Raw genomic sequence first — 21,370 nt, 5'->3', positions numbered from 1 at the left:
CGTGCCGAATTAAGCCTGTCCCTAAAAGGTGCGTGCCTTAGCTTTCGTAGTCAATCGCGTGGCGTAGCTGTTTTTCGTATTCTAGCGCCTTGCCCGTGCCCAAAGCCACACAATTCAGGCTTTCGTCCGCAATGGACACGGCCAGGCCGGTCTGTTCGCGCAGGGCGAGATCAAGATCGCCCAGCAATGCACCACCACCGGTCAGCATGACGCCCCGGTCCACGATATCGGCGGCCAGATCGGGCGGAGTGGTCTCGAGCGCAGTCATCACTGCCTCGCAGATCTGCTGGACGGGTTCCGACAGCGCCTCGGCGACCTGGGCCTGGCTGATCTCGATTTCCTTCGGTACGCCGTTCAGCAGGTCACGACCTCGGATATGCATCGACTGGCCGCGTCCATCATCGGGCATGCGCGCCGTGCCGATTGTCGTCTTGATGCGTTCCGCAGTGGATTCACCGACCAGCAGGTTCTGCTGGCGACGCAGGTACGAGATAATGGCTTCATCCATGCGGTCACCACCAACGCGGACCGAACGGGCATAGACAATGTCGCCCAGCGACAGAACCGCCACTTCGGTTGTGCCACCGCCGATGTCGACGACCATGTTGCCGGTCGGGTCGGTGATCGGCATGCCCGCGCCAATCGCGGCGGCGATCGGTTCGGCGATCAGGCCTGCACGGCGGGCACCAGCGGACAGAACCGACTGACGAATTGCCCGTTTTTCAACGGGTGTCGCGCCATGGGGGACGCAGACAATGATCTTGGGCTTCGAGAAAGTCGAGCGTTTGTGAACCTTGCGGATGAAGTGCTTGATCATTTCCTCGGCGGTATCGAAGTCAGCAATCACACCTTCGCGCATGGGGCGGATGGCTTCGATCGAACCGGGCGTTCGCCCCAGCATCAGCTTGGCATCTTCGCCGACAGCCAGAACTTTTTTCACGCCGTCCTTGACGTGATAGGCTACGACCGAAGGCTCAGACAGGATGACACCGCGCCCCTTGACGTAAACCAGCGTGTTCGCTGTTCCAAGGTCAATGGCCATGTCCGCTGTGAACAGGCCGCCCAGATTGCCAAAGATCCCCATGTTTCCCCTGATCCTGTATGTCGGTTTTTCTACTGCCCGCGACTCGACGGTTCCGGGACGGATGACTTATAGGGTGCCATCACGCCCGGTAAAAGGGCTGATTCCGCGACGATCAGCACCTTTCCGCCTTATTGATTGGGACTTTAGAAGGCAAAATGCTCTCTTATCAACACATTTACCATGCCGGGAATCTGGCTGACGTCCAAAAGCACGCGTTACTGGCGTGGGTGCTGGATTATTTGACGCGCAAGGACAAGCCGCTCAGCTATATCGAAACGCATTCCGGGCGGGGTCTGTACCAGTTGGACGCGGACGAATCCATGCGGACAGGCGAGGCGGCGGCTGGGATCGTGCGCGCGCAGAGAGAAGGGTGGTTCGGACTCGAACATCCAATGGCCCGGGTTCTGGAAAACGTACAGGCCCGGCACGGTGACGCGGCCTATCCGGGGTCACCGATGATTGCAGCAAGTCTGTTGAGGGATCAGGACAGTCTGCATTTTGCAGAGCTGCACCCTCAGGAACATGCCGCGCTTTCTTTGGCGATGTCGCCGTTTGGGGCGAGGGTGTATCAGCAGGACGGGTTTGAACTGGCGCAGTCCCTGCTGCCTCCGACGCCTCGACGGGGAATGTTGCTGATTGACCCAAGCTATGAGGTGAAGACCGATTACGATAGACTGCCCAGTGTGATTGCCAAACTGTACCGGAAATGGAATGTCGGGGTGATCGCGCTGTGGTACCCGGTCCTGACGGACAAGCGTCATGCCCGAATGATCGCGGCGCTCAAATCGCAAAACTTCCCTAAGACCATTTGTCATGAGGTGACGTTTCCACCGGTGCGCGAGGGGCATCGGATGGTAGGATCAGGGATGTTCATCCTGAATGCACCATTCGGCATCGAGGAAGAAACGTTCCGTCTGTCGCAGCTATTTGAAGGTCTCTGAGGTCAACCAACGGGATTCCAACCGATACTCCCGCCTTGTTTGCCTGCATCAGAGATGCCGTCAAACATGTTGAGCCCGGCAGCGCGCTGCCGGGCTCAAAGCTTCAAAGGTGTCCGGCGCAGTCGGGCAACCGCAGGTGCGGGAGCCCTTTATCGCGCCATTATTTGAATCAGGTCAGGTCTTTGTAGCTGATTTCGCGGGCATCCGCGCCCGGGCCGGTCTTTTCCCGGCGCACGATCAGGCGGTTCAGCGCGTGGATATAGGCTTTGGCCGAGGCCACGACGGTATCCGTGTTCGCCGACTGACCCGTGGCAATCATGCCATCTTCTTCCAGCCTGACCGAAACCGTGGCCTGCGCATCGGTGCCTTCGGTCACCGCATGAACCTGATACAGCTGCAAACGGGCTGTGTTGGGATAAATCGCACGGATCGCCTTGAAGGTCGCATCAACCGGCCCGTCACCATGTTCAGTTGCGATGACGTCCTTGCCGTTGACTTCCAACTCGACTGTCGATTCCGCCTGACCGCCGGTGCCGCAGGTGACTTTCATCGACACCAGTTGCAGATAGTCGTCCGCCTCATCCAGCGTCATCAGCGCAATGAGATCGTCGTCGAACACTTCTTTCTTGCGATCCGCCAGGTCCTTGAAACGCACAAAGATATCTTTGAGTTGATTGTCGCCAACTTCAAAGCCAAGCGTCTCAAGTTTGTCGCGCAGTGCCGCGCGCCCTGAGTGTTTGCCCAGTGGCAGGGATGTGCCCGACAGGCCGATATCCTCGGGACGCATGATCTCGAAATTGTCGCGGTTTTTGAGCATTCCGTCCTGATGGATGCCGCTTTCGTGGGCAAAAGCGTTCTTGCCGACAATGGCCTTGTTGAACTGCACGTTGAAGCCCGACACCGTAGCGACCCGGCGTGAGATATGTATGATCTTGGTCGTGTCGATCCCGGTGTGGAAGGGCATGATGTCATTGCGCGTGCGCATTGCCATAACGACCTCTTCCAACGCGGTGTTACCGGCACGTTCGCCCAAGCCGTTGATGGTGCATTCGATCTGGCGCGCACCGCCGATGACGGCCGCCAGCGAATTCGCTGTCGCCATGCCAAGGTCGTTGTGGCAGTGGGTGGCAAAGATCACCTCATCTGCGCCCGGAACCGTCTCGATCAGGCGTTTGATCAGATCCGCGGATTCCAGCGGCGCAGTATACCCCACGGTGTCAGGGATGTTGATGGTGGTCGCCCCGGCCTTGATCGCGATTTCGATCACGCGACACAGGTAGTCCCATTCGGTTCGGGTTGCATCCATCGGCGACCACTGCACGTTTTCGCACAGGTTGCGCGCGTGGCTGACCGTTTCGTGGATTTTGTCAGCCATCTCGTCCTGTGTCAGGTTCGGAATGGCGCGGTGCAGCGGAGAGGTGCCGATGAAGGTGTGAATGCGGTTCTGTTCCGCATGTTTGACCGCCTCCCAGCAACGATCGATATCGGTGAAATTGGCGCGGGCCAGTCCGCAGATGCGGCTGTTTTTCGATCGTTGCGCGATCTCGGACACCGCTTTGAAGTCACCTTCTGATGCGATCGGAAAACCTGCTTCGATGATGTCGACGCCCATGTCATCCAGCAGTTCGGCAATCTCAAGCTTTTCGTCATGGGTCATGGTCGCGCCGGGGCTCTGCTCGCCGTCGCGCAAAGTGGTATCGAAGATCAAGACGCGGTCTTGGTCGGTCACGTTGGTCATGGGAATCTCTTTCTTGTCTGTCCTAAAGCCTGTTGGCGCGCTGGCGTCCTCCTCTGAGCGGGCGCGCCGGATGGCACGCTCAGAGGCGGATTAGGATCAGTAGGCCACGCAGAGACACACCGCGAAGGGCGGAGTCGACACAAAGGATATCTGCGCGGTTGATCATGGAATTGAGGTTATACAGACGACGACAAGAATGAAAAGAACCAATTTTCGACAAGTTGCGGTGTAGGTGTTTCCAAATTCCTTTTCCCTTGATTGATCCGGCCATGCCGCTAGCTGATCGCAGATGGATACAGCTTTGATCATTGGTGCGTCCGGCGGGATTGGTGCGGCCGTACGCGAGCAATTGGAGGCACAGGGCGTTGCGGTGGCGTGCCTCTCGCGCTCTGTCGAGGGGTTCGATCTGATGGAACCAGACCGAGCGAGCCGGATGCTTGACCGCCTTTCAGGACCGTTCGATCTTGTTCTTGTCGCTTCCGGGGCGCTGGAAGTTTCAGGCAGTGCGCCCGAAAAGACCATTCGATCTGTTTCGGCAAGGGCAATGATGGACCAGTTTGCTCTGAATGCCGTTGGTCCGGCGTTGGTGCTAAGCCGGGCCCATCAGTTGTTGCCGCGACAGCGGCGTTCCGTATTTGCAGTTTTGTCCGCGCGGGTCGGGTCCATCGGCGACAATCGGATGGGCGGCTGGATCAGCTACCGCGCGGCCAAAGCAGCGGTTAATCAGATCGTCCATACTTCGGCAATTGAATTGGCCCGGACACATAAACAGGCGATATGTGTTGCGCTGCATCCGGGTACGGTCAAGACAGAGTTCACTCGGAAATATCTGAACCGGCATCCCGCCGTTGAACCCGGCGAAGGCGCGCGCAATCTGTTGTCTGTGATCGGCGGGTTAAGCCCGGCAGATACCGGTGGGTTCTTTGACTGGGCCGGAAAACCTGTTCCCTGGTGAGTGATCATTCGCCAGATGGAACTGGTTGTACCGCCTCTGTATCAGGGTCTGTCTGCTGTGCCGGAGTGTCAGCGCCGCCCTGTTGATCCGGGGTTTGATTTGGCAACACACCGTTTTCCCAAATTCCGGTTTCCTCTTGCCCGTTGGCGTAACGCATGGTCCCGCTGCCCTGTCTCTTGTTGTCGACAAAGTTGCCCTCATAGACATCGCCGTTCGAGTAGGTCGCTATGCCTTCGCCGTTGATTTTGCCCTCGGACCAGTCGCCACTATACTTGAATCCGGCAGGGGTCACGATTTCTCCTTTGCCGTGACGTTTTCCGTTCATGAAGTCTCCGGTGTATACCGTGCCATCAGAGTAGGTCGCCTTGCCTTTTCCCTGACGGACCCCGTTGAACCAATCCCCGTCATAGATCGAACCGTCTGCGCGGGTCATCACACCCTTGCCGTGGCTTTGAGCGTTCTTGAACTGACCCTTATAGATCATACCGGTGGCATAGGTCGCCGTACCCTGACCTTCGATTACGCCTGCGATCCACTCACCCTCATAGGTGGAGCCGTCGGGATAGGTAATGCGGCCGTTTCCTTCCGCCAGGTCGGCCACGAAATCGCCCACGTAAACCGAGCCGTCGGGATAAGTCAGCTCACCCAGGCCTTCTATCTGACCCTGGTTCCAGTCGCCGGTGTACACAAAACCATCGGTTCCGGTGAACGTGCCCTTGCCATGGCGGCGATCATCGACAAAGTCGCCCTCATAGACGTCCCCTGACGCGTGAGTTACTTTGCCCTTGCCCAGGCGGCGTCCTTCCGCAAGCTCACCTTCATACACATCGCCATTGGCATAGGTCAGGCGACCTGTCCCGGTGATCTGGTCCTGCGTCCATTCGCCTTCGTATATCATTCCGTCAGGCATCGTCTGGGTGCCCGTGCCATCGCGCAAGCCGGCGTTGACATCGCCTTCGTAGACGCTGCCATCGGCATAGGTGATCGTGGCTTTGCCTTGCCGCTGGCCGTCCACCCAATCGCCATCGTAAATGTATCCGTCGGGAAAGGTCAGTTTGCCCTTGCCGTGCCGTTGTGCATTCTTGAACTCACCCTCATAGCTCGAGCCGTTGGCAAATTCAGCGACGCCTGTGCCGTTGATGGACCCGTCAGACCACTCACCGTCATAGCTGCTGCCATTGGCATAGACGATCTTGCCGCGCCCTTCCGGCTGACCTTTTGCGAACGAGCCTTCGTAAACCGATCCATCAGGGTACTTGGTGATGCCCTGACCCTGAATTTCGCCTTCCACCCACTGGCCGGTGTATTCGAACCCGTTGGGCAGCCGATACGTACCCGTCCCGTGGCGCAGGCCGTTTTCATAGGTGCCCTCGTAGACGCCGCCCACTTCGTCATCCTTGACGATAACCGTACTGTCCTGCGCGAAAGCGGTCACAGCTGCCAGGCTCATGGCCACAGCTGCAATTGAGTTTCGGATCACGTTCATTTTTGGTCCTGCCTGCCGGATCATCGTTGGTTGCATCCCTGTGCGCAAAACTAGGGTACCGTCGAGGGCAGGGCAACGGGTTTTGCCGCATTGGCCTTTTACTCGCGCGGTGATCTGCTAAATGGCAATAGGACTGACGAGGCAAGAGGGCAGCATGGCCGACCGATTCCGCATCACTCTGGCGCAATTGAACCCGACAGTAGGGGATATCGAAGGTAACGCGGCCAAGGTCGTTGCCGTGTGGGAACAAGGCAAGGCCGAGGGTGCCGATCTGGTGGCGTTCCCCGAGATGTTCATCACCGGCTACAACACGCAGGATCTTGTTCTGAAGCCGGTGTTTCATCACGCGGCCATGGATGCGGTCGAGTCTCTGGCCGAGAAATGCGCCAAAGGGCCCGCGATTGCCTTGGGTGGTCCGTGGGTCGATGACGGAAAGCTGTATAACGCTTATCTGATCCTGAAGGGGGGGCGGATCACCAGCAAGGTTCTAAAGCACCACCTGCCGAATGAGACTGTTTTCGACGAAGTGCGCCTGTATGATGCGGGTCCTCTGGGCGGTCCGTATTCGGTTGGCAACTTCCGGATCGGCAGCCCCATCTGCGAGGATGGCTGGCACCCGGATGTGGCGGAAACGCTTGAGGAAGCCGGGGCCGAGTTTCTGCTGATCCCCAATGGATCGCCCTATTTCCGGAACAAATACGATGTACGTCTGAACCATATGGTCGCGCGCGTGGTCGAAACGGGCCTGCCGCTGATCTACCTGAACATGGTTGGCGGGCAGGACGATCAGGTGTTTGACGGTGCCAGCTTCGGTCTCAACCCGGGCGGAGAACTGGCCTTCCGGATGCCGGTGTTTGACGAAGTGGTTGCGCAGGTGGATCTTGCGCGTGGCGATGATGGCTGGCGCATTGTGCCTGCCGAGATCGTGCCTCAGCCGGATGTGTGGGAGCAGGACTATCGCGCGATGGTTCAATCCCTGCGGGACTATATGGGCAAGACCGGTTTCAAAAAGGCATTACTGGGATTGTCTGGCGGGATCGATTCCGCGTTGGTGGCAACTATCGCGGTGGACGCTATCGGGGCCGACAACGTTCGCTGCGTGATGTTGCCGTCGGAATATACCAGCCAAGCGTCATTGGACGATGCCGAGGCCGCCGCCAATGCACTGGGCGTGCACTATGACTATGTGCCGATTTCGGAAAGCCGGGCTGCTGTCACCAACACTCTGGCTCCGTTGTTTGCGGGGTTGGATGAGGGATTGACCGAGGAAAACATTCAGTCCCGCCTGCGCGGGCTATTGCTGATGGCGATCTCGAACAAGTTTGGTGAAATGCTGTTGACCACCGGCAACAAGTCCGAGGTCGCGGTAGGTTATGCCACGATCTACGGCGACATGAATGGCGGTTACAACCCGATCAAGGATCTGTACAAAACCCGCGTGTTCGAAACCTGCCGTTGGCGCAACGCCAATCATCGAAACTGGATGATGGGGCCTGACGGAAAGGTCATTCGCCCGTCAGTCATCGACAAGCCACCTAGCGCCGAACTGCGTGAGGATCAGAAGGACAGCGACAGCCTGCCGGACTATCCCGTACTGGACGGGATACTTGATATTCTGGTCGATCAGGATGGGTCCATCGCGGATTGTGTCGCCGCTGGATTTGACGAGGCGGATGCGACAAGGGTCGAACATCTGATCTATATCAGCGAGTACAAGCGTTTCCAGTCCGCTCCGGGTACGCGCCTGAGCAAACGGGCATTCTGGCTGGACCGGCGGTACCCGATCGTGAATCGCTGGCGCGAACGTCGCTGAAAGCCGAAGGTTCACCAGGTAATTGGAAACAGTGAAGTTTCCTTTGCGCGCATTGTTCCCAGGTCGGGGGGTGTTGCCTGTGGAAAGAGGCAAAAAAGGCCATCCCAGACTTGTTTGGATGACATTTTTCTGACACATTTTTGCTTGGAAGTTGCCCAATGTGGGGCGGATGCGACGCATTGTTTGTTGAAGTTGCAAAGTTGATTTTGGTGAACGCGACGTATCCGGGGTTGGATGTCTGAGTGAATGGTTTGGTGTTAAAATGTACGAGGACTATGAAAGATCGCTTCATGCGCCTTTGAGATGGCGTACAATGGAATCTCCGCCGCAAGAGTTGGATGAAGAGAAGCTGGATTCAGCAATTGCCGATTTGTTGAATGAGCAGCGGCAGTCGGAAGATCAGAGAGTGGCGATGTTGCGGCCAGAGTTTCCGCAATTGCTTCCACAGGAAGATGTGTCTGCACAAGCAGCACTGAAAGAAAAACGGTTGTCTGCGATCTTGCGCCAGAAATGGGCGGAACTGTCCGGCGCAGCGTAATCTTCGGCCCGCATTCATAGCCTCAGGCGTCTGGGTCACAGATGCCAAAATTCGCTTGGTCGCGGTGACGGTTTGTATTGCCTATGCTTTGTCTCTTGGTCTCCATAACGGTCCAAGCGACAGAGTAAGGCCTATCGATGACCGCTCCTAAACCGACTCCTGTAGAATCTGATCTTGCCCTGCCAAAATCCGTTGATGTTGTGGTCATTGGCGGCGGTATCATTGGCGTTTCAACCGCGCTGGAACTTGCAGAGCGGGGCGCCTCGGTCCTTTTGTGCGAAAAAGGGCAGATTGCCTCCGAACAAAGCTCTCGCAACTGGGGGTGGGTCCGTCTTGGGATGCGGGACCCAAGGGAAATTCCCCTGATGCAAGAATCGTTGCGCATCTGGCAGACGCTGGATCACCGGCTGGACCGCAAGACAGGTTATACCCAATCCGGTATCCTTTTTGGCGCATCAGGTAAGCGGGATGCGAGGAACATGGAACGTTGGCTGCACCACGTGGAGGGTTTGCAGACCGGCGCACGGATGGTTTCGGGCGGTGAGTTGGCAGACCTTTTGCACGGCAACCAAACGGGCATTGTAACCGCGCTGTACATGCCGCAGGACGGACGTGCTGAACCACAATGGACAGCCCCTGCAATCGCCCAGGCTGCGCAGGATCGGGGCGCTGTGATCATGACGAATTGCGCCGTACGCAGTGTGGACGTTCAGGCTGGCTGTATCGCTGGTGTTTTCACGGAACGCGGCAAAGTTGCCAGCAGCAGTGTCGTTCTGGCCGGAGGCGCGTGGTCGCGCCTGTTTGCTGGCAATGCGGGGATCGAACTGCCGCAGCTGAAAGTCCTGAATACGGTGCTGCGCACATCCCCCATCGCAGAGGGGCCCGAGGCATCGTTGTGGTCGGATGACTTTGCGATCCGAAAACGGGCCGATGGTGGTTACACAATTGCGTCCGGTCACGAGAATACTGTGGACATCGTGCCGGACAGTTTCCGGTTGGCGATGCGGTTCCTGCCAGCTTTCGCACAGGAGTGGAAATCTCTGCGCTTTCGCCTGTCCAAACGCTGGACGGTCGAAGCAAAACAGAACCGGATATGGCTGCCAACCGATGTGACACCATTCGAACGGTGCCGGATCCTGGACCCTGAACCGTCGCAAAAAACGTTGCGACGCGCCTGGGCCAGCGCGTGCAAGGGATATCCCGCTTTGCAAAAAAGCGAGATCGTACAAAGCTGGGCAGGTATGATCGATGTGACCCCGGATGCCATTCCGGTCATCTCGGGCGTGGGTGACCTGCCGGGAATGTACATCGCCACGGGGTTTTCAGGCCATGGTTTTGGAATCGGACCCGGGGCGGGACGACTGATGGCTGATCTGGTTTCAGAAACAGTGCCTTGCGTGGATCCGGCTGCCTTTCGCTTGTCGCGGTTCAGCGACGGTTCAAAAGTGCGACCGGATCCGGGGTACTGAAAGCTTAGCCCATCATCTGGTAGCTGACCGGGACAAAGCGGAAGCCTTCTCCGCGTGCCTCAACATAACCAGCACCGGGGAAAGGCATGTGATAGCCGACCATAGGCACCTTGTCGGCAGCCAGCATGCCAAGGACATTGCGGCGTGCGGCAGTTGCTGCGGCCTTGTCCATATCGAACCGGACTTCCCATTCGGGATGCGCGAAAGACCAGACATAGTGGTTGGCCAAATCCGCTGTCAGCACCAGACGTTGCCCGTTGCTTTCCAGATGGTAAACCGTGTGGCCCGGTGTGTGGCCAAAAGCGGCAACCGCGGTAATGCCAGCGGCAACCTCGCCCCCGTCTTCGACAAAGGTCATTTTCTCGGCCAGTGGTGTGACTTTTTCAGCGACCAGATCGCCCACACGATTGCCTGCGTCCTGCGCAGCCCAAAAATCATATTCCGAAGCCGCCGTCACGTAGCGCGCATTGGCGAAGGTGGGCGTGCCTTCGGTCGTCATGCCACCGATATGGTCAGGGTGCATATGCGTTATCACGACCACATCGATCTGATCCGGGGTCACACCTGCATCTGCCAGAGCGGCCTGTATGCCGCCTTGCCCCAGGCCGGTATCGAACAGAACCAGCTCTGAGCCTGTATTGACCAGCGAGGGGGTAAAGAAAAACTGTGTGACGTCCGCTGGAATAAAGTTCTCAGAAGAAACCCGGGCGAATTCTTCGTCCGACGCTCCGCCCCCAAAAATCTCTTTGACTCCGTCGCGTGGAAAGCTGCCATCCAGCAGGGTCGTGACCGTGAAGTCGCCAACATGAAATGACTTGGCGATGCTCGAGTTTGCTTTGGTTTCCGGGCTTGCGGCCAGAACCGGTGCGGCCGCAGTTGCAAACGGCAAGGCGGCAGCAGTTCCCAAAGCGGCGCGGCGTGTGAGTTTAATTGTCATCTTCGTTCTCCCTGTCAGGACTTCATTGGTTCAGTTAGGGCGTCGTGAGTCTGTTGCCAGTTTATACGCCATCCAGATAGGGTGCATGGATGAATATTACGTGTTAAATTTTGTTCATGGCGCGATCAGACAACAAGACAGTTCCGACGGATCAAAGCGTTGAGCATTTCCTGACAACGGTTCAACCGGCACGTCGCGCCGAAGACGCGCGCGAGCTTGACAAACTGTTTCGCGCCACCACCGGGTATACACCGCTCATGTGGGGACCGTCGATCATCGGGTATGGCCGCTACCACTATCGCTATAAATCGGGTCGTGAAGGGGACTTTCTGGCAACCGGCTTTTCACCGCGCAAATCAGCTTTGGTGATTTATATCATGCCGGGTTACGCAGATTTTGGAGATCTGGTGGCCAGATTGGGAAAGCACAAACTGGGTAAGTCCTGTCTTTATGTCAACAAGCTGGCGGATATCGACACGGGAGTATTGTCCGAGCTAATTGGCGCCGGATTGGACGATCTCAACAGGGTGTGGCCGGTAAAACCTTTCTGAATCACCTGATGGACCAAGCGGCGGCTGGACAAAAACGCCCCCATGTGACAAGAGCCGCGCCAACAGGAGACACCCATGACAACCACCCGTTTTGCCCCGTCGCCCACCGGTTACATCCATGTGGGCAACCTGCGCACCGCCCTGATGAACTATCTGATTGCCCGCAAAGCAGGCGGTACGTTCATCCTGCGCATCGATGATACCGACCCTGAGCGGTCGAAAGAAGAATATGTCGATGCCATCAAGCAGGACCTGGAATGGCTGGGTTTGCATTGGGACCGGGTCGAGCGTCAGTCGGACCGTCTGGATCGCTATGCCGAGGCGGCCGATAAGCTGCGCGCGATGGGCCGTTTGTACGAGGCATTCGAAACGCCGACCGAACTGGATCTGAAGCGCAAGAAGCAACTGAACATGGGCAAGCCGCCGGTCTATGACCGCGCTGCGCTGAACCTGTCGGAGGCCGAGAAAGAAGCCTTGCGCGCCGAACGTGGCAATGGCGTCTGGCGCTTCAAGCTGGATCATGAACGTATCGAATGGAATGACGGCATTCTTGGCGACATCTCGATTGATGCGGCGTCGGTTTCCGATCCGGTTCTGATCCGTGGCGATGGTCAGGTTCTCTATACGATTGCGTCGGTTGTGGATGATACTGAAATGGGCGTAACTGATGTTGTACGTGGTTCAGACCATGTGACCAACACGGCGACGCAGATCCAGATCATCAAGGCGTTGGGCGGGCGTTGTCCGCGTTTTGCCCACCATTCTCTGCTGACAGGTCCGCAGGGTGAGGCATTGTCGAAACGGCTGGGCACGCTGGCCTTGCGCGATCTTCGTGAACAGGGTGTGCAGCCAATGGCGTTGCTGAGCCTGATGGCGCGTCTGGGCTCGTCGGATCCGGTCGAGCTGCGCTCGGAAGTGGAAGAGCTGATCGACGGGTTCGATGTGAACCGATTTGGCGCCGCACCGACCAAGTTCGATGTACAGGATCTGTTCCCGCTGACCGCCAAACATTTGCAATCGCTGCCGCTGGCCGATGTGGCCGGTGCTGTTGCGGATGCCGGCGTTCCTGATGAATTGGCCGAGCCTTTCTGGGCCATGGCCCGTGAAAACACCACCACCCTGGCCGATCTCAAGGGCTGGTGGGAGCTGTGCCGTGACGGGGCCGATCCCTTGATCGCCGAAGAAGATCAGGAATTCATTGCCGAGGCGATGGCTTTGCTGCCCGAGGGTCCGTTCGACGGCGAGACCTGGAGCACCTGGACCAAAGCCGTGAAAGAGGCAACCGGTCGCAAAGGCAAAGGCCTGTTCATGCCATTGCGCAAAGCGCTGACCGGCATGGAGCGCGGCCCGGAAATGGCTGCTTTGATGCCGCTGCTGCAGGTGATCCGCGCGCGCGGCTAACGCTGTGGTACACTACAGTTATGGGCCACGTCATCGGCGTGGCTCTTTTTCGTCAAGCCGGTTGCTCAATCCGAACCGACAAACTGGTCAGGCGGTCATCGACAAAATCACGCTCGACAGGTTTGAGTTGCTGGTGGCGTGGATAACGCGGTTCGGCGCGATCATTCAGGATCGGGGCGTCCCAGCCGGTTGTCGTCTCAAAGAATCGATCCGCGCCGTCCTCGCCGAAGGCCCGCAAGTAACCCTGCACGACAACATCGATATAGCTGAGCAGCAACGGGTGGTGATTGCTGGGCTGGCTGTGCCGATCTTGCGGGACGGCGTAGACAGCTATTTCGACATTGTGAGTCAGGGGATGCGAAACCGAATGCGTTGCAGGAATTCGGTCATACGCCCATTCCCGCTCATCCAGCGCGGCCCAGTCATTTTTTGGCACATGCGCAATCATGCCGTCGATCTCAGACTCGGGGTCGGGCACAGCAGTCAGAAATGCCACGGGGCGCAGATCAGTGTGCCTCCAGGCCCGCCGCCAACCTTTCAGTCGCGCGGGGCGCGGATCGGGAAAATCATGCGTCGCGAGGTTCACAAGGCTGCCATAGCCAAAGAAATAGGGGTCGGCCATCCGAGAAGTGTCCTTTCGGTCGATTGATGTATGTCAAACCGCTTTTTTCCCGGACATGCAATAAGGTTGCATCTTGAGTTTAGGGAGGCCCTCATGCGGATTACCAAACGGACGAATATCGCTGTGCGCCTGTTGATGTATTGCGCAGCTCACCCGGACAGGCTGGTCACGAAATCCGAAATCGCCGAAGTGTGCAACATTTCGGAAAACCATCTGGCGCAGGTGATCAATCAGTTGAGCCAGCTGAATTATCTGAGCACGCAGCGCGGTCGTAACGGTGGAATGTCGCTGGCGCGCCCGGCGGACCAGATACGCATCGGTGCGGTATTCCGGCATGTTGAAGGCGCTTTGCCCATTGCCGAGTGTTTCGCCGACGCTGACAACACGTGCCCGCTCACGGATGCCTGCCGGTTGAGGCTTGCGCTTCAGGATGCGGCAGAGGTGTTCTATGCGTCCCTGGACGATGTTACCCTGGATGCGTTGGTATGTGACAATGATCCGCTGCTTAGGCTCTTGCAGCCTGTGGCCTGCGTGCGCTGATTTCAATCGCTCGCGCGCAATATGCGCGCCGGACGCACCGAAAGTGGACGCAGGGCAAATGCCAGTCCTGCACATAACGTGACGCCTATCCCGGCCAGAACGATCCCGAAGGCCGATGACCAGATGACCGTGAACTCTGTGTCGAAGATGTAGGTGGCGACGGCCCAGCCGCCCAGAATACCAACGAACAGCGCGACGCAACCCGCGGCGGCCCCAAGCAGAACAGATCGCAGGCCAAAGCTGCGCAGAATATGGCCGCGGTCTGCACCTAATGTCTTGAGGATTGCTGCTTCGTATCTGCGGGCAGGTTCGCCCGCCGCCGCTGCGCCGATCAGCACCAGAAATCCGGTCACCAGAGATACTCCTGCGCCATACGAGGTTGCTGCGGCGATGCCTGCCAACAGGCCCGATACACGGTCAATGGCGTCGCGCACCCGAATGGCCGTGATATTGGGGAACTGGCCTGCAAGATCCCGCAGGATGGCCGCCTCCGCCTGTTCTTCGGCATAGACTGTCGCGATAAAGCTGTGCGGTGCACCAGCCAGCGCAGACGGGTTCATCGACATGACAAAGCCCATTCCCGCCGTGGAGAAATCCACCTCGCGCAGGGACGTCAGTTCTGCCGTGATGTCACGCCCCAGGATATTGACGGTCAGCTGGTCGCCCAGGTTCAGACCCATCTCTTCAGCTTCTTCTGCGGCAAAACTGACCTGAGGCGCACCCGCGTAGTTTTCAGCCCACCATTCCCCTGCGGTCAGGCGTGCGTTCGGCGGAGGTTGAACCGAATAGGTCACGCCGCGATCCCCTTCCAGCACCCAGTGATCTCCGGCCACGTCCCGAGCGGGCCGGCCGTTGATCTGCGTGATGATCCCGCGCAACATCGGTGCGCTTTCAATGCGGCTGACTGCGGGATCGCTTTGCAGGCGCTCGGTGAAGCCGGGCATTTGATCCTTCTGGATGTCTACAAAGAAGTACGAAGGCGCGACATCCGGCAGGTTGCCCGAAATAGCATTTCGCAGGGTACCGTCGATCTGCCCGACCGCAGCCAGCACTGACAAGCCCAGCCCCAATGACAGAACCACAGACCCTGCGCCTTCGCGCGGGTCTGAGATGGCGGACAATGCCCATCTCAGTGTGGGTCGGCCGCGGGCCAACGGAGCACTCGCCCGGGCCAGTTTGCGAACGGCATAAGCGGCGAGGCTCAAGAGCGCCAGTGCGCCAACGAGCCCGCCACTGGTCCAGAGGGTGAGCCGGGTTGAGCTGCTGAACCATGAAGCAAGGGCGATCAGCAACGACAACCCAACTCCTGTCGCCACGACAAAAACAAGCCGCGGAAAGGGGCGGGCCGAGTTTAATGCGTCGCGAAACAACGTCGCGGCGCGCACATCCTCGGTTCGGGCCAAAGGCCAAAGGGTGAACAAGAACGCTGTAAGCAGACCGTAAATTGCTGCCTCAATCAGCGGCTGTGGATACAGGGAAAACACTGCGGGAACCGGCAATTGGCTTTCCAGCAGTGGGGCCAGAACAAGCGGTGCCAATCCACCCAGGGTCAGGCCGATCACGATCCCGATGACAGACAGCACGCCAATTTGAATCATGTAGGTTTGAAAAATGGTGGCGCGATCGGCCCCCAAGGTGCGCAGCGTCGCAACGGTTTCCGTCTTCTGCGTCAGATAAGCACGCACGGCAGCAGACACGCCGATGCCGCCGACGGCAAGCCCGGACAGCCCGACAAGGACCAGAAAAGCACTCAGGCGATTGACGAACTCGGATATTCCGGGGGCACCGTTGCGCGCATCCGTCCAGCGCATCCCGGTGCCTTCGAATGCCGCATCAGCCTTTGCGGATACATCCGAAAGGTTTGCGTTCTGGGGCAAGATCATCCTGTATTTTGTCGAAAACAGCGTTCCGGGTTCCAGCAGACCGGACGCCTGCAACGCCTCGGTTCGTACCAGAGTGCGCGGCCCAAGGCCAAATCCATCCGCCGCGCTATCGGGCTCGTTCAGCAAGGCCGCTGTCAGGATGAACTCTTGCGTACCAAGCGCAAACCGATCACCGATGGACACCCCAAGCCGGTCTATCAGCGCGGGTTCCATCACGGCCCCGGGTAAGTCGGAACTGCCGTTCAGGGCGTCTTGCAGCGGGATGTCGGGTTCCAGCCGAACCGTCCCAGTGAGTGGGTATGCATTGTCGACCGACTTGACCTGAGTCAGTGCTCGTTCCGGATCTGTAGCGCCGGGCACAACGGCCATCGAGCGGAAATCGACAACCTCGGAAACTCGCGCAGACGCCTGTTGCATCCAGGCGCGCTCGCGCTGGTCGGCAAAACGATAGGTGAACTCAAGTTCGGCATCGCCGCCCAGCAGCGATGCTCCTTCTTTTGCCAGCCCCGTCTGGATGGCTGTACGGACCGATCCGACGGCGGCAATTGCTGCGACCCCCAGCGCCAGACAGGCAAGCAATATCCGAAAACCGCGCAGGCCACCGCGCAACTCGCGACGCGCGAGCCGCCCGGCCATCCGCAGGCTCATTCCGCAGCCTCCTGCCGGGTCTCTTCGGTGATCCTGCCGTCGCGTAACCGAACGACCCGATCACATCTTTCTGCCAACGAAAGGCTGTGTGTCACCAGAACCAGGGTCGCATCGTATTTCCGGCGTAAACCAAACAGCAGATCAACAATCGCGGCGCCATTCGTTTCGTCCAGATTCCCGGTCGGTTCATCAGCCAACAGGATTTTGGGACGTGGCGCAGATGCTCGCGCCAAAGCAACACGTTGTTGTTCACCGCCCGAAAGTTGCGCCGGATAATGATCACAACGATGCGACAGGCCCACGGCTTCCAGCTCATTCCCGGCCCGGTCGAACGCATCCTTGTGCCCCGCCAGTTCCAGTGGGGTCGCCACGTTTTCAAGTGCCGTCATTGTCGGGATCAGATGGAAGTTCTGAAACACCACCCCCATACTGTCGCGTCGAAACCGGGCCAGTGCGTCCTCATCCATTCCGGTCAGGTCCTGACCCAGAGCGACGACCTGACCGCGCGTGGCCTGTTCCAACCCTCCCATCAACATCAGCAGCGAAGACTTGCCCGAGCCCGAAGGCCCGATAAGCCCCAGCGTCTCGCCCTTGTTCACAGTCAATGAAATGTCATGCAGAATATCGACCCGCCCGGCATTGCCATCCAGGGACAAAGCGGCATTTTGGAGGGCAAGAACAGCAGTCGTCATGGGTCTACCCGAAAAAGGAGCGGTCTTTTGGGATATGGAGCGATCACTACATTGCGCAAGGCTTTGATGGCAGGCCTTTTCACGTGGTGCGGTTTTGCGGCCACAGCCGAACAAGTGGTGATTGCGGCTTTGGGTGACTCGCTGACTCAGGGCTATGGGCTGGTGGAGGAGAGCGGGTTTGTTCCGCAGCTTGACCGTTGGCTGCACGCGCGGGGGGCGGATGTCAGGGTAATCAACGCCGGCGTTTCGGGCGATACCACAGCGGGCGGGGCCGCGCGCGTGGATTGGACCCTGACCCCGGATGTGGACGGTATGATTGTTGCCCTTGGCGGTAATGACGTGTTGCGTGGGATCGATCCAGCCGTCTCGAAGGCCAATCTGCGCAGGATCCTGGACGTGGCGCGTGACGCGAATGTACCGGTTCTGCTGATCGGCATGCAGGCTCCGGGTAACTACGGGGCCGATTACAAGCAAGCTTTCGACGGGATGTACCCTGACTTGGCGAACGAGTTCGACGTCCTCTTCGCCGCTGGTTTCTTTGAAGGGCTTGCAGCAGGGGGTGACCCCGGTGCGGTATCACAGTTCATGCAGTCTGACGGAATACATCCAAACGCGGATGGGGTGGCAAAGATCGTTGAATCTCTGGGCCCGTCCGTGCTGAAGCTTGTTGATCAAGCCGGTGGAGAAAGATAAGCGCCCACCCAAGGACGATCAGACGACTGTAACGACAGTTCCGATTGGGACCCGGTTGTATAAATCGATCACATGCTCGTTCAGCATTCGAATGCAACCGTTGGACACTGCCCGACCGATGGTTTGCGGCTGTGTCGTGCCGTGGATACGGAAATAGGTATCGACACCGTTCTGGAACAGATACAGTGCCCGCGCGCCCAGTGGGTTGTCTCCGCCTCCGGGTTGGACATAGTCATTGTCCTTGAATTTTGCGTAAGCGACGGGATCACGTTCGATCATTTCAATGGTCGGACGCCAGGTCGGCCATTCCTTTTTCACATCGATGGTAGCTGTGCCGGTAAACTCCAGCCCGGCCTTGCCGACACCGCAGCCATAGCGGATCGCTTTGCGAGGTTCAGTCACGTAGTAAAGATAGAACGAGCGGGGGGCGACCAGCAACTGACCGGGCACAAACTGCTTTTTGATGCGCACGAATTGCGGTGTCGGATCATACTCGACCGCTTTTTTCGCGTTGGCGATACCCGGCAACATGCTGGCCGCAGCCCCAGCCAAAAAAATACGGCGTGTAAACATCGAAACCCTCATCGAATGACCAATAAAACCTGAGTACCAGTTTCATCATGATATGATATTTGGTCAATTCTAGGGCAGACATCACGTGGACGTGATGTGTCCTGCCTGCCACCGAAGGTCGCGGCGGGAAGAGGGCGAGGGGGATCCCCTCACCCGATATCAAGCTTAGGCCAGCTGGATGCTGTCGGCGCTTTCGCGGCCGTCACGACCGGCACGCAGCTCGTACGTGACTTTCTGGTTGTCGGCCAGGCCGGTCAGGCCCGAACGTTCGACGGCCGAAATGTGTACGAATACATCTTTGCCGCCCTCATCCGGTGCGATGAAGCCGAAGCCTTTAGTGGTATTGAACCATTTTACGGTGCCTGTAGGCATATCCGTGTCTCCTGTTTTAGTGCTGCCCACGGAGTTGCGGCAGCCTGGCGTCGTCGGTCTGTATCGATAGACTGACTGCCGATGAAGGAGACAGTAGGTCGAAAAGATAAACGTAAGCTCTATTCATATGGCATCGGGGCGAGACTGTGACAAGAGATTTTGTTGGATTTGTGCAAGGGTTTGCGGGTCAATTGTCCGGTTTGTACAAGATTCCGCCGACGGGTTTGGCCATCGTTTTGAGTGCTTTCTATATGATGTGTTTTTTGGGTCGGAGCATACAAACGGAAATCAGAATCCGTTAACCAGGCCCGTGATCTGGTCACGGCACGAGCGATGTCCACAGTGCCCGCATTCCCGGGGGCGAAGGTTCTTCTACCGCGTTGCTGCCTTGCCCAGCAGTGTCAAACGGATTGAGCGGCCACTCTTGATTATCACGGCTGCTGTGCGGCTTGGCATTCATGCTGCCCCAGGCTCTCTCAATCAGAAGGTCACGCCCTTTTTCCGCAGCCACGCTGGTCGCGGTGCTGTTTGCCATTGGACAGGTCGTGCCCAAGACGGGGTGGCCAGAGACAAGTGGACATGTCGATGGTTTTACCCTCTTTCAGGGGCATATGGGCTTTCTTGATGTCTTTCCGTCGAACCGGCTGACCGAAAGTACTAACCTACTCTCACTGCCAGCTCGAAAACACTTCGCGGGCCTTTTCACTTTCCGGGCGCAGATTCTCGATCCCTCCATAGGGCACACCTTTGCCCAGTGGCAGGTGAGGGTACTTTTCGATCATCTTCTGGTGCCTCTTCATCATGTCCTGAAAGGACGCACCGGACCAGAGTGAGCCGCCGATGTCCGGCGTGGATTCACGAGGGTCACGCAGTATATTGAAAACCGGGGCTGCGGCGCCGGGCACACCCGGCGGCGGCATGTGCATCTTGAATTCCTGCTTAACAATCGAACGCAAAACAGGGCCTTCATAGATATAGACATAGTCTCGGCGTGAATTCCCTTCGCCCTCCAATAGCAAGGCCGTCTGGTCGATCCCGTCAATTACCCGATCACGCGGGATATGTTCACTGCCGCCCGCGATCCGGGCAAGCGTGGTGTACAGGTCTGAGACATGAATAATATCACCGGCATAGCTGCCCGCTTCGATTGCGGCCGGCCATCTGACAAAAGCATCGACGCGCACGCCTCCCTCAAGATGTTCAGCTTTTCCGCCCCGATAGATCAGTTCCATCATTCCTGAATCCGGGGAATACTGCTTGAAAATCCCGTTGTCCGCCATCAGGACGACAAGCGTGTTTTCGGACACGCCCAAGTCATCAATCCTGGACAGCAACTCTCCTATCCATGCATCCACAACTTCCATCTTGTCCGCCATGAAGCCGCCATTCCGGCTGGTTTGCTGTTCGGAATAGGTGAAGTTCAGCGGGTACAATGGCCAGTATTGAAGAAAGAACGGAGCGTCTTCCTGTGAAAGCCTTTCAAGCTGCTCCATCGCCTGAGCTTGGTAGCGTTCGTTCATCCGTTCGTAATGCGCCTGCGTCCATTCTTCACCCGGAGCAAGATCGACTTCACGGGCCAAACCTCCTTCTTCAGCTTCCAGGCCCGTTACAAGCCCGTAAGGTTTGAACAACTCGTCGATGGCAAACTGACCAGATTGTGTGGACCGGTGCCAACCATTCAGGTTGGTCGCTGCCGCGGCTTCGGGAGTCATCAAGCTCAACTGCACTTGCTGATGAACGGGAAAGAACGCCTGATCAAACCCCTGATTATGCGGGAACGATTGCTCAATGTCCCCCTGATGCCACTTGCCAACATGGGCGGTGTTATATCCCGCTTTCTTTAGGATCTCTGCCAGAGTCACTTCGTCCGCCGACAGACCTTCGCCAACCAATGCAACCTTAACTTCTTCCTGGCCTGCACGAACAGGGTGTCGACCTGTCAGGAATGCAGTTCGCGTAGGGGTACATGATGGCTCTGTATACATTCGCATCAACGACAGGCTTTCTGATGCAAAATCGTTGATCTCCGGGGTGTCAAATCCAGCCACGTAATTCAGCGCTCGATTGCCCATCAGGCCGAAACTCACGTCGTCAATCAGAATATAGACAATGTTCGGAGGGCGGTCGTTGTTGGCGGATCGAATATCTGCCAGCTTTGCGCTCAAATCGGCATCTTGGGCGTCCCATCGGTCGCCGAACTGAGCCCTGAGAAACTGGTACTCACCGTCATGCACTATCGGCTGATCCTGAGCATGAAGAAGTGTTGCGGCAGTTACGGCCAGTGAAAAAACAACGTGAAAACGCATCTGTCCCCCCAGACTAAATCACATGGAGGATAACGGCCGGAAGCAATTAGTCAAATATTCGATTTGGAGAAAGTGAGTAGCCGCGTTTCGCCTAGAGACGTACGACTGCACCTTGGGTGCGAGTCATG

General features: G+C 57.7%; 19 protein-coding genes. 9 read left to right on the top strand and 10 right to left on the bottom strand.

All coding sequences use genetic code 11. The features are described from left to right. Nucleotides 1–37: 37 nt before the first annotated feature. Entirely contained in the window at nt 38–1,084 is a 1,047-nt protein-coding gene (locus AC2FJB_RS08300) for a rod shape-determining protein (protein ID WP_039523195.1), read from the bottom strand. A 155-nt stretch (nt 1,085–1,239) separates the two neighbouring features. Between AC2FJB_RS08300 and AC2FJB_RS08295 the strand changes: the two genes are divergently transcribed. Continuing rightward, nucleotides 1,240–2,025 (top strand): 23S rRNA (adenine(2030)-N(6))-methyltransferase RlmJ, encoded by a 786-nt coding sequence (locus tag AC2FJB_RS08295; RefSeq protein WP_496718033.1) that lies wholly within the window; start codon nt 1,240–1,242, stop codon nt 2,023–2,025. Between the two features lie 169 nt (nt 2,026–2,194). On the opposite strand, the gene AC2FJB_RS08290 is transcribed toward AC2FJB_RS08295, so the two are convergent. Next, on the bottom strand, nt 2,195–3,763 hold the full coding sequence (locus AC2FJB_RS08290) for a 2-isopropylmalate synthase (protein WP_496718034.1): 1,569 nt from the start codon (nt 3,761–3,763) through the stop codon (nt 2,195–2,197). 289 nt (nt 3,764–4,052) lie between these two features. Between AC2FJB_RS08290 and AC2FJB_RS08285 the strand changes: the two genes are divergently transcribed. Continuing rightward, the gene (locus AC2FJB_RS08285) at nt 4,053–4,718 is read left to right on the top strand and encodes an SDR family NAD(P)-dependent oxidoreductase (RefSeq protein WP_496718035.1); all 666 of its coding nucleotides are present in this window, start codon (nt 4,053–4,055) and stop codon (nt 4,716–4,718) included. A gap of 4 nt (nt 4,719–4,722) precedes the next feature. Here AC2FJB_RS08285 and AC2FJB_RS08280 read toward each other — a convergent pair whose 3' ends face one another. After that, a complete protein-coding gene (locus AC2FJB_RS08280; RefSeq protein WP_496718037.1) occupies nt 4,723–6,204 on the bottom strand; it encodes an MORN repeat-containing protein in 1,482 nt (493 codons plus the stop codon). Nucleotides 6,205–6,358: 154 nt separating this feature from the next. Between AC2FJB_RS08280 and AC2FJB_RS08275 the strand changes: the two genes are divergently transcribed. From AC2FJB_RS08275 to AC2FJB_RS08265, 3 genes are all read left to right on the top strand, one after another. After that, nucleotides 6,359–8,017 carry an NAD+ synthase gene (locus AC2FJB_RS08275; RefSeq protein ID WP_496718039.1) on the top strand — a complete coding sequence of 553 codons (1,659 nt, stop codon included), beginning with the start codon at nt 6,359–6,361 and terminating at the stop codon, nt 8,015–8,017. 313 nt (nt 8,018–8,330) lie between these two features. Further along, on the top strand, nt 8,331–8,555 hold the full coding sequence (locus AC2FJB_RS08270; protein WP_254683721.1) for a hypothetical protein: 225 nt from the start codon (nt 8,331–8,333) through the stop codon (nt 8,553–8,555). Nucleotides 8,556–8,692: 137 nt separating this feature from the next. Beyond that, the gene (locus AC2FJB_RS08265) at nt 8,693–10,024 is read left to right on the top strand and encodes an NAD(P)/FAD-dependent oxidoreductase (protein ID WP_496718041.1); all 1,332 of its coding nucleotides are present in this window, start codon (nt 8,693–8,695) and stop codon (nt 10,022–10,024) included. Nucleotides 10,025–10,028: 4 nt separating this feature from the next. Here the strand turns inward: AC2FJB_RS08265 and AC2FJB_RS08260 are convergent, their stop codons facing one another. Continuing rightward, nucleotides 10,029–10,961 carry an MBL fold metallo-hydrolase gene (locus AC2FJB_RS08260; RefSeq protein ID WP_496718042.1) on the bottom strand — a complete coding sequence of 311 codons (933 nt, stop codon included), beginning with the start codon at nt 10,959–10,961 and terminating at the stop codon, nt 10,029–10,031. Nucleotides 10,962–11,077: 116 nt separating this feature from the next. On the opposite strand from AC2FJB_RS08260, the gene AC2FJB_RS08255 reads away from it, so the two are divergent. After that, nucleotides 11,078–11,512, top strand: a complete 435-nt coding sequence (locus tag AC2FJB_RS08255; RefSeq protein WP_496718043.1) for a DUF1801 domain-containing protein — start codon at nt 11,078–11,080, stop codon at nt 11,510–11,512. 75 nt (nt 11,513–11,587) lie between these two features. Continuing rightward, nucleotides 11,588–12,913 (top strand): glutamate--tRNA ligase, encoded by a 1,326-nt coding sequence (gene gltX, locus AC2FJB_RS08250; protein WP_299899042.1) that lies wholly within the window; start codon nt 11,588–11,590, stop codon nt 12,911–12,913. A gap of 52 nt (nt 12,914–12,965) precedes the next feature. On the opposite strand, the gene AC2FJB_RS08245 is transcribed toward gltX, so the two are convergent. Continuing rightward, nucleotides 12,966–13,535 carry a gamma-glutamylcyclotransferase family protein gene (locus tag AC2FJB_RS08245; protein WP_496718044.1) on the bottom strand — a complete coding sequence of 190 codons (570 nt, stop codon included), beginning with the start codon at nt 13,533–13,535 and terminating at the stop codon, nt 12,966–12,968. 93 nt (nt 13,536–13,628) lie between these two features. Between AC2FJB_RS08245 and AC2FJB_RS08240 the strand changes: the two genes are divergently transcribed. Beyond that, a complete protein-coding gene (locus AC2FJB_RS08240) occupies nt 13,629–14,075 on the top strand; it encodes an RrF2 family transcriptional regulator (RefSeq protein ID WP_170346430.1) in 447 nt (148 codons plus the stop codon). A 2-nt stretch (nt 14,076–14,077) separates the two neighbouring features. Here AC2FJB_RS08240 and AC2FJB_RS08235 read toward each other — a convergent pair whose 3' ends face one another. Then, nucleotides 14,078–16,606 (bottom strand): ABC transporter permease, encoded by a 2,529-nt coding sequence (locus AC2FJB_RS08235; protein ID WP_496718045.1) that lies wholly within the window; start codon nt 16,604–16,606, stop codon nt 14,078–14,080. Further along, entirely contained in the window at nt 16,603–17,298 is a 696-nt protein-coding gene (locus AC2FJB_RS08230; RefSeq protein ID WP_496718046.1) for an ABC transporter ATP-binding protein, read from the bottom strand. The genes AC2FJB_RS08235 and AC2FJB_RS08230 overlap by 4 nt, the downstream gene beginning before the upstream one ends. Nucleotides 17,299–17,364: 66 nt before the next feature. On the opposite strand from AC2FJB_RS08230, the gene AC2FJB_RS08225 reads away from it, so the two are divergent. Beyond that, complete coding sequence (locus tag AC2FJB_RS08225; protein ID WP_496718047.1) at nt 17,365–17,991, top strand: arylesterase; 627 nt, start codon at nt 17,365–17,367, stop codon at nt 17,989–17,991. 18 nt (nt 17,992–18,009) lie between these two features. Here AC2FJB_RS08225 and AC2FJB_RS08220 read toward each other — a convergent pair whose 3' ends face one another. The 3 genes from AC2FJB_RS08220 to AC2FJB_RS08210 all read right to left on the bottom strand — a co-directional run bounded on the left by AC2FJB_RS08220 (nt 18,010) and on the right by AC2FJB_RS08210 (nt 21,242). Continuing rightward, nucleotides 18,010–18,564 (bottom strand): L,D-transpeptidase, encoded by a 555-nt coding sequence (locus AC2FJB_RS08220; protein WP_117870197.1) that lies wholly within the window; start codon nt 18,562–18,564, stop codon nt 18,010–18,012. Nucleotides 18,565–18,729: 165 nt separating this feature from the next. Beyond that, entirely contained in the window at nt 18,730–18,936 is a 207-nt protein-coding gene (locus tag AC2FJB_RS08215) for a cold-shock protein (protein WP_117870195.1), read from the bottom strand. A 668-nt stretch (nt 18,937–19,604) separates the two neighbouring features. Then, a complete protein-coding gene (locus AC2FJB_RS08210; protein ID WP_299899032.1) occupies nt 19,605–21,242 on the bottom strand; it encodes a sulfatase-like hydrolase/transferase in 1,638 nt (545 codons plus the stop codon). Nucleotides 21,243–21,370 lie beyond the last annotated feature (128 nt).

This window comes from Ruegeria sp. CDSC085 (genome assembly GCF_059610465.1).
The sequence above is the reverse complement of the archived record's forward strand: the minus strand, read 5'-3'. Positions and strand labels throughout refer to the sequence as shown.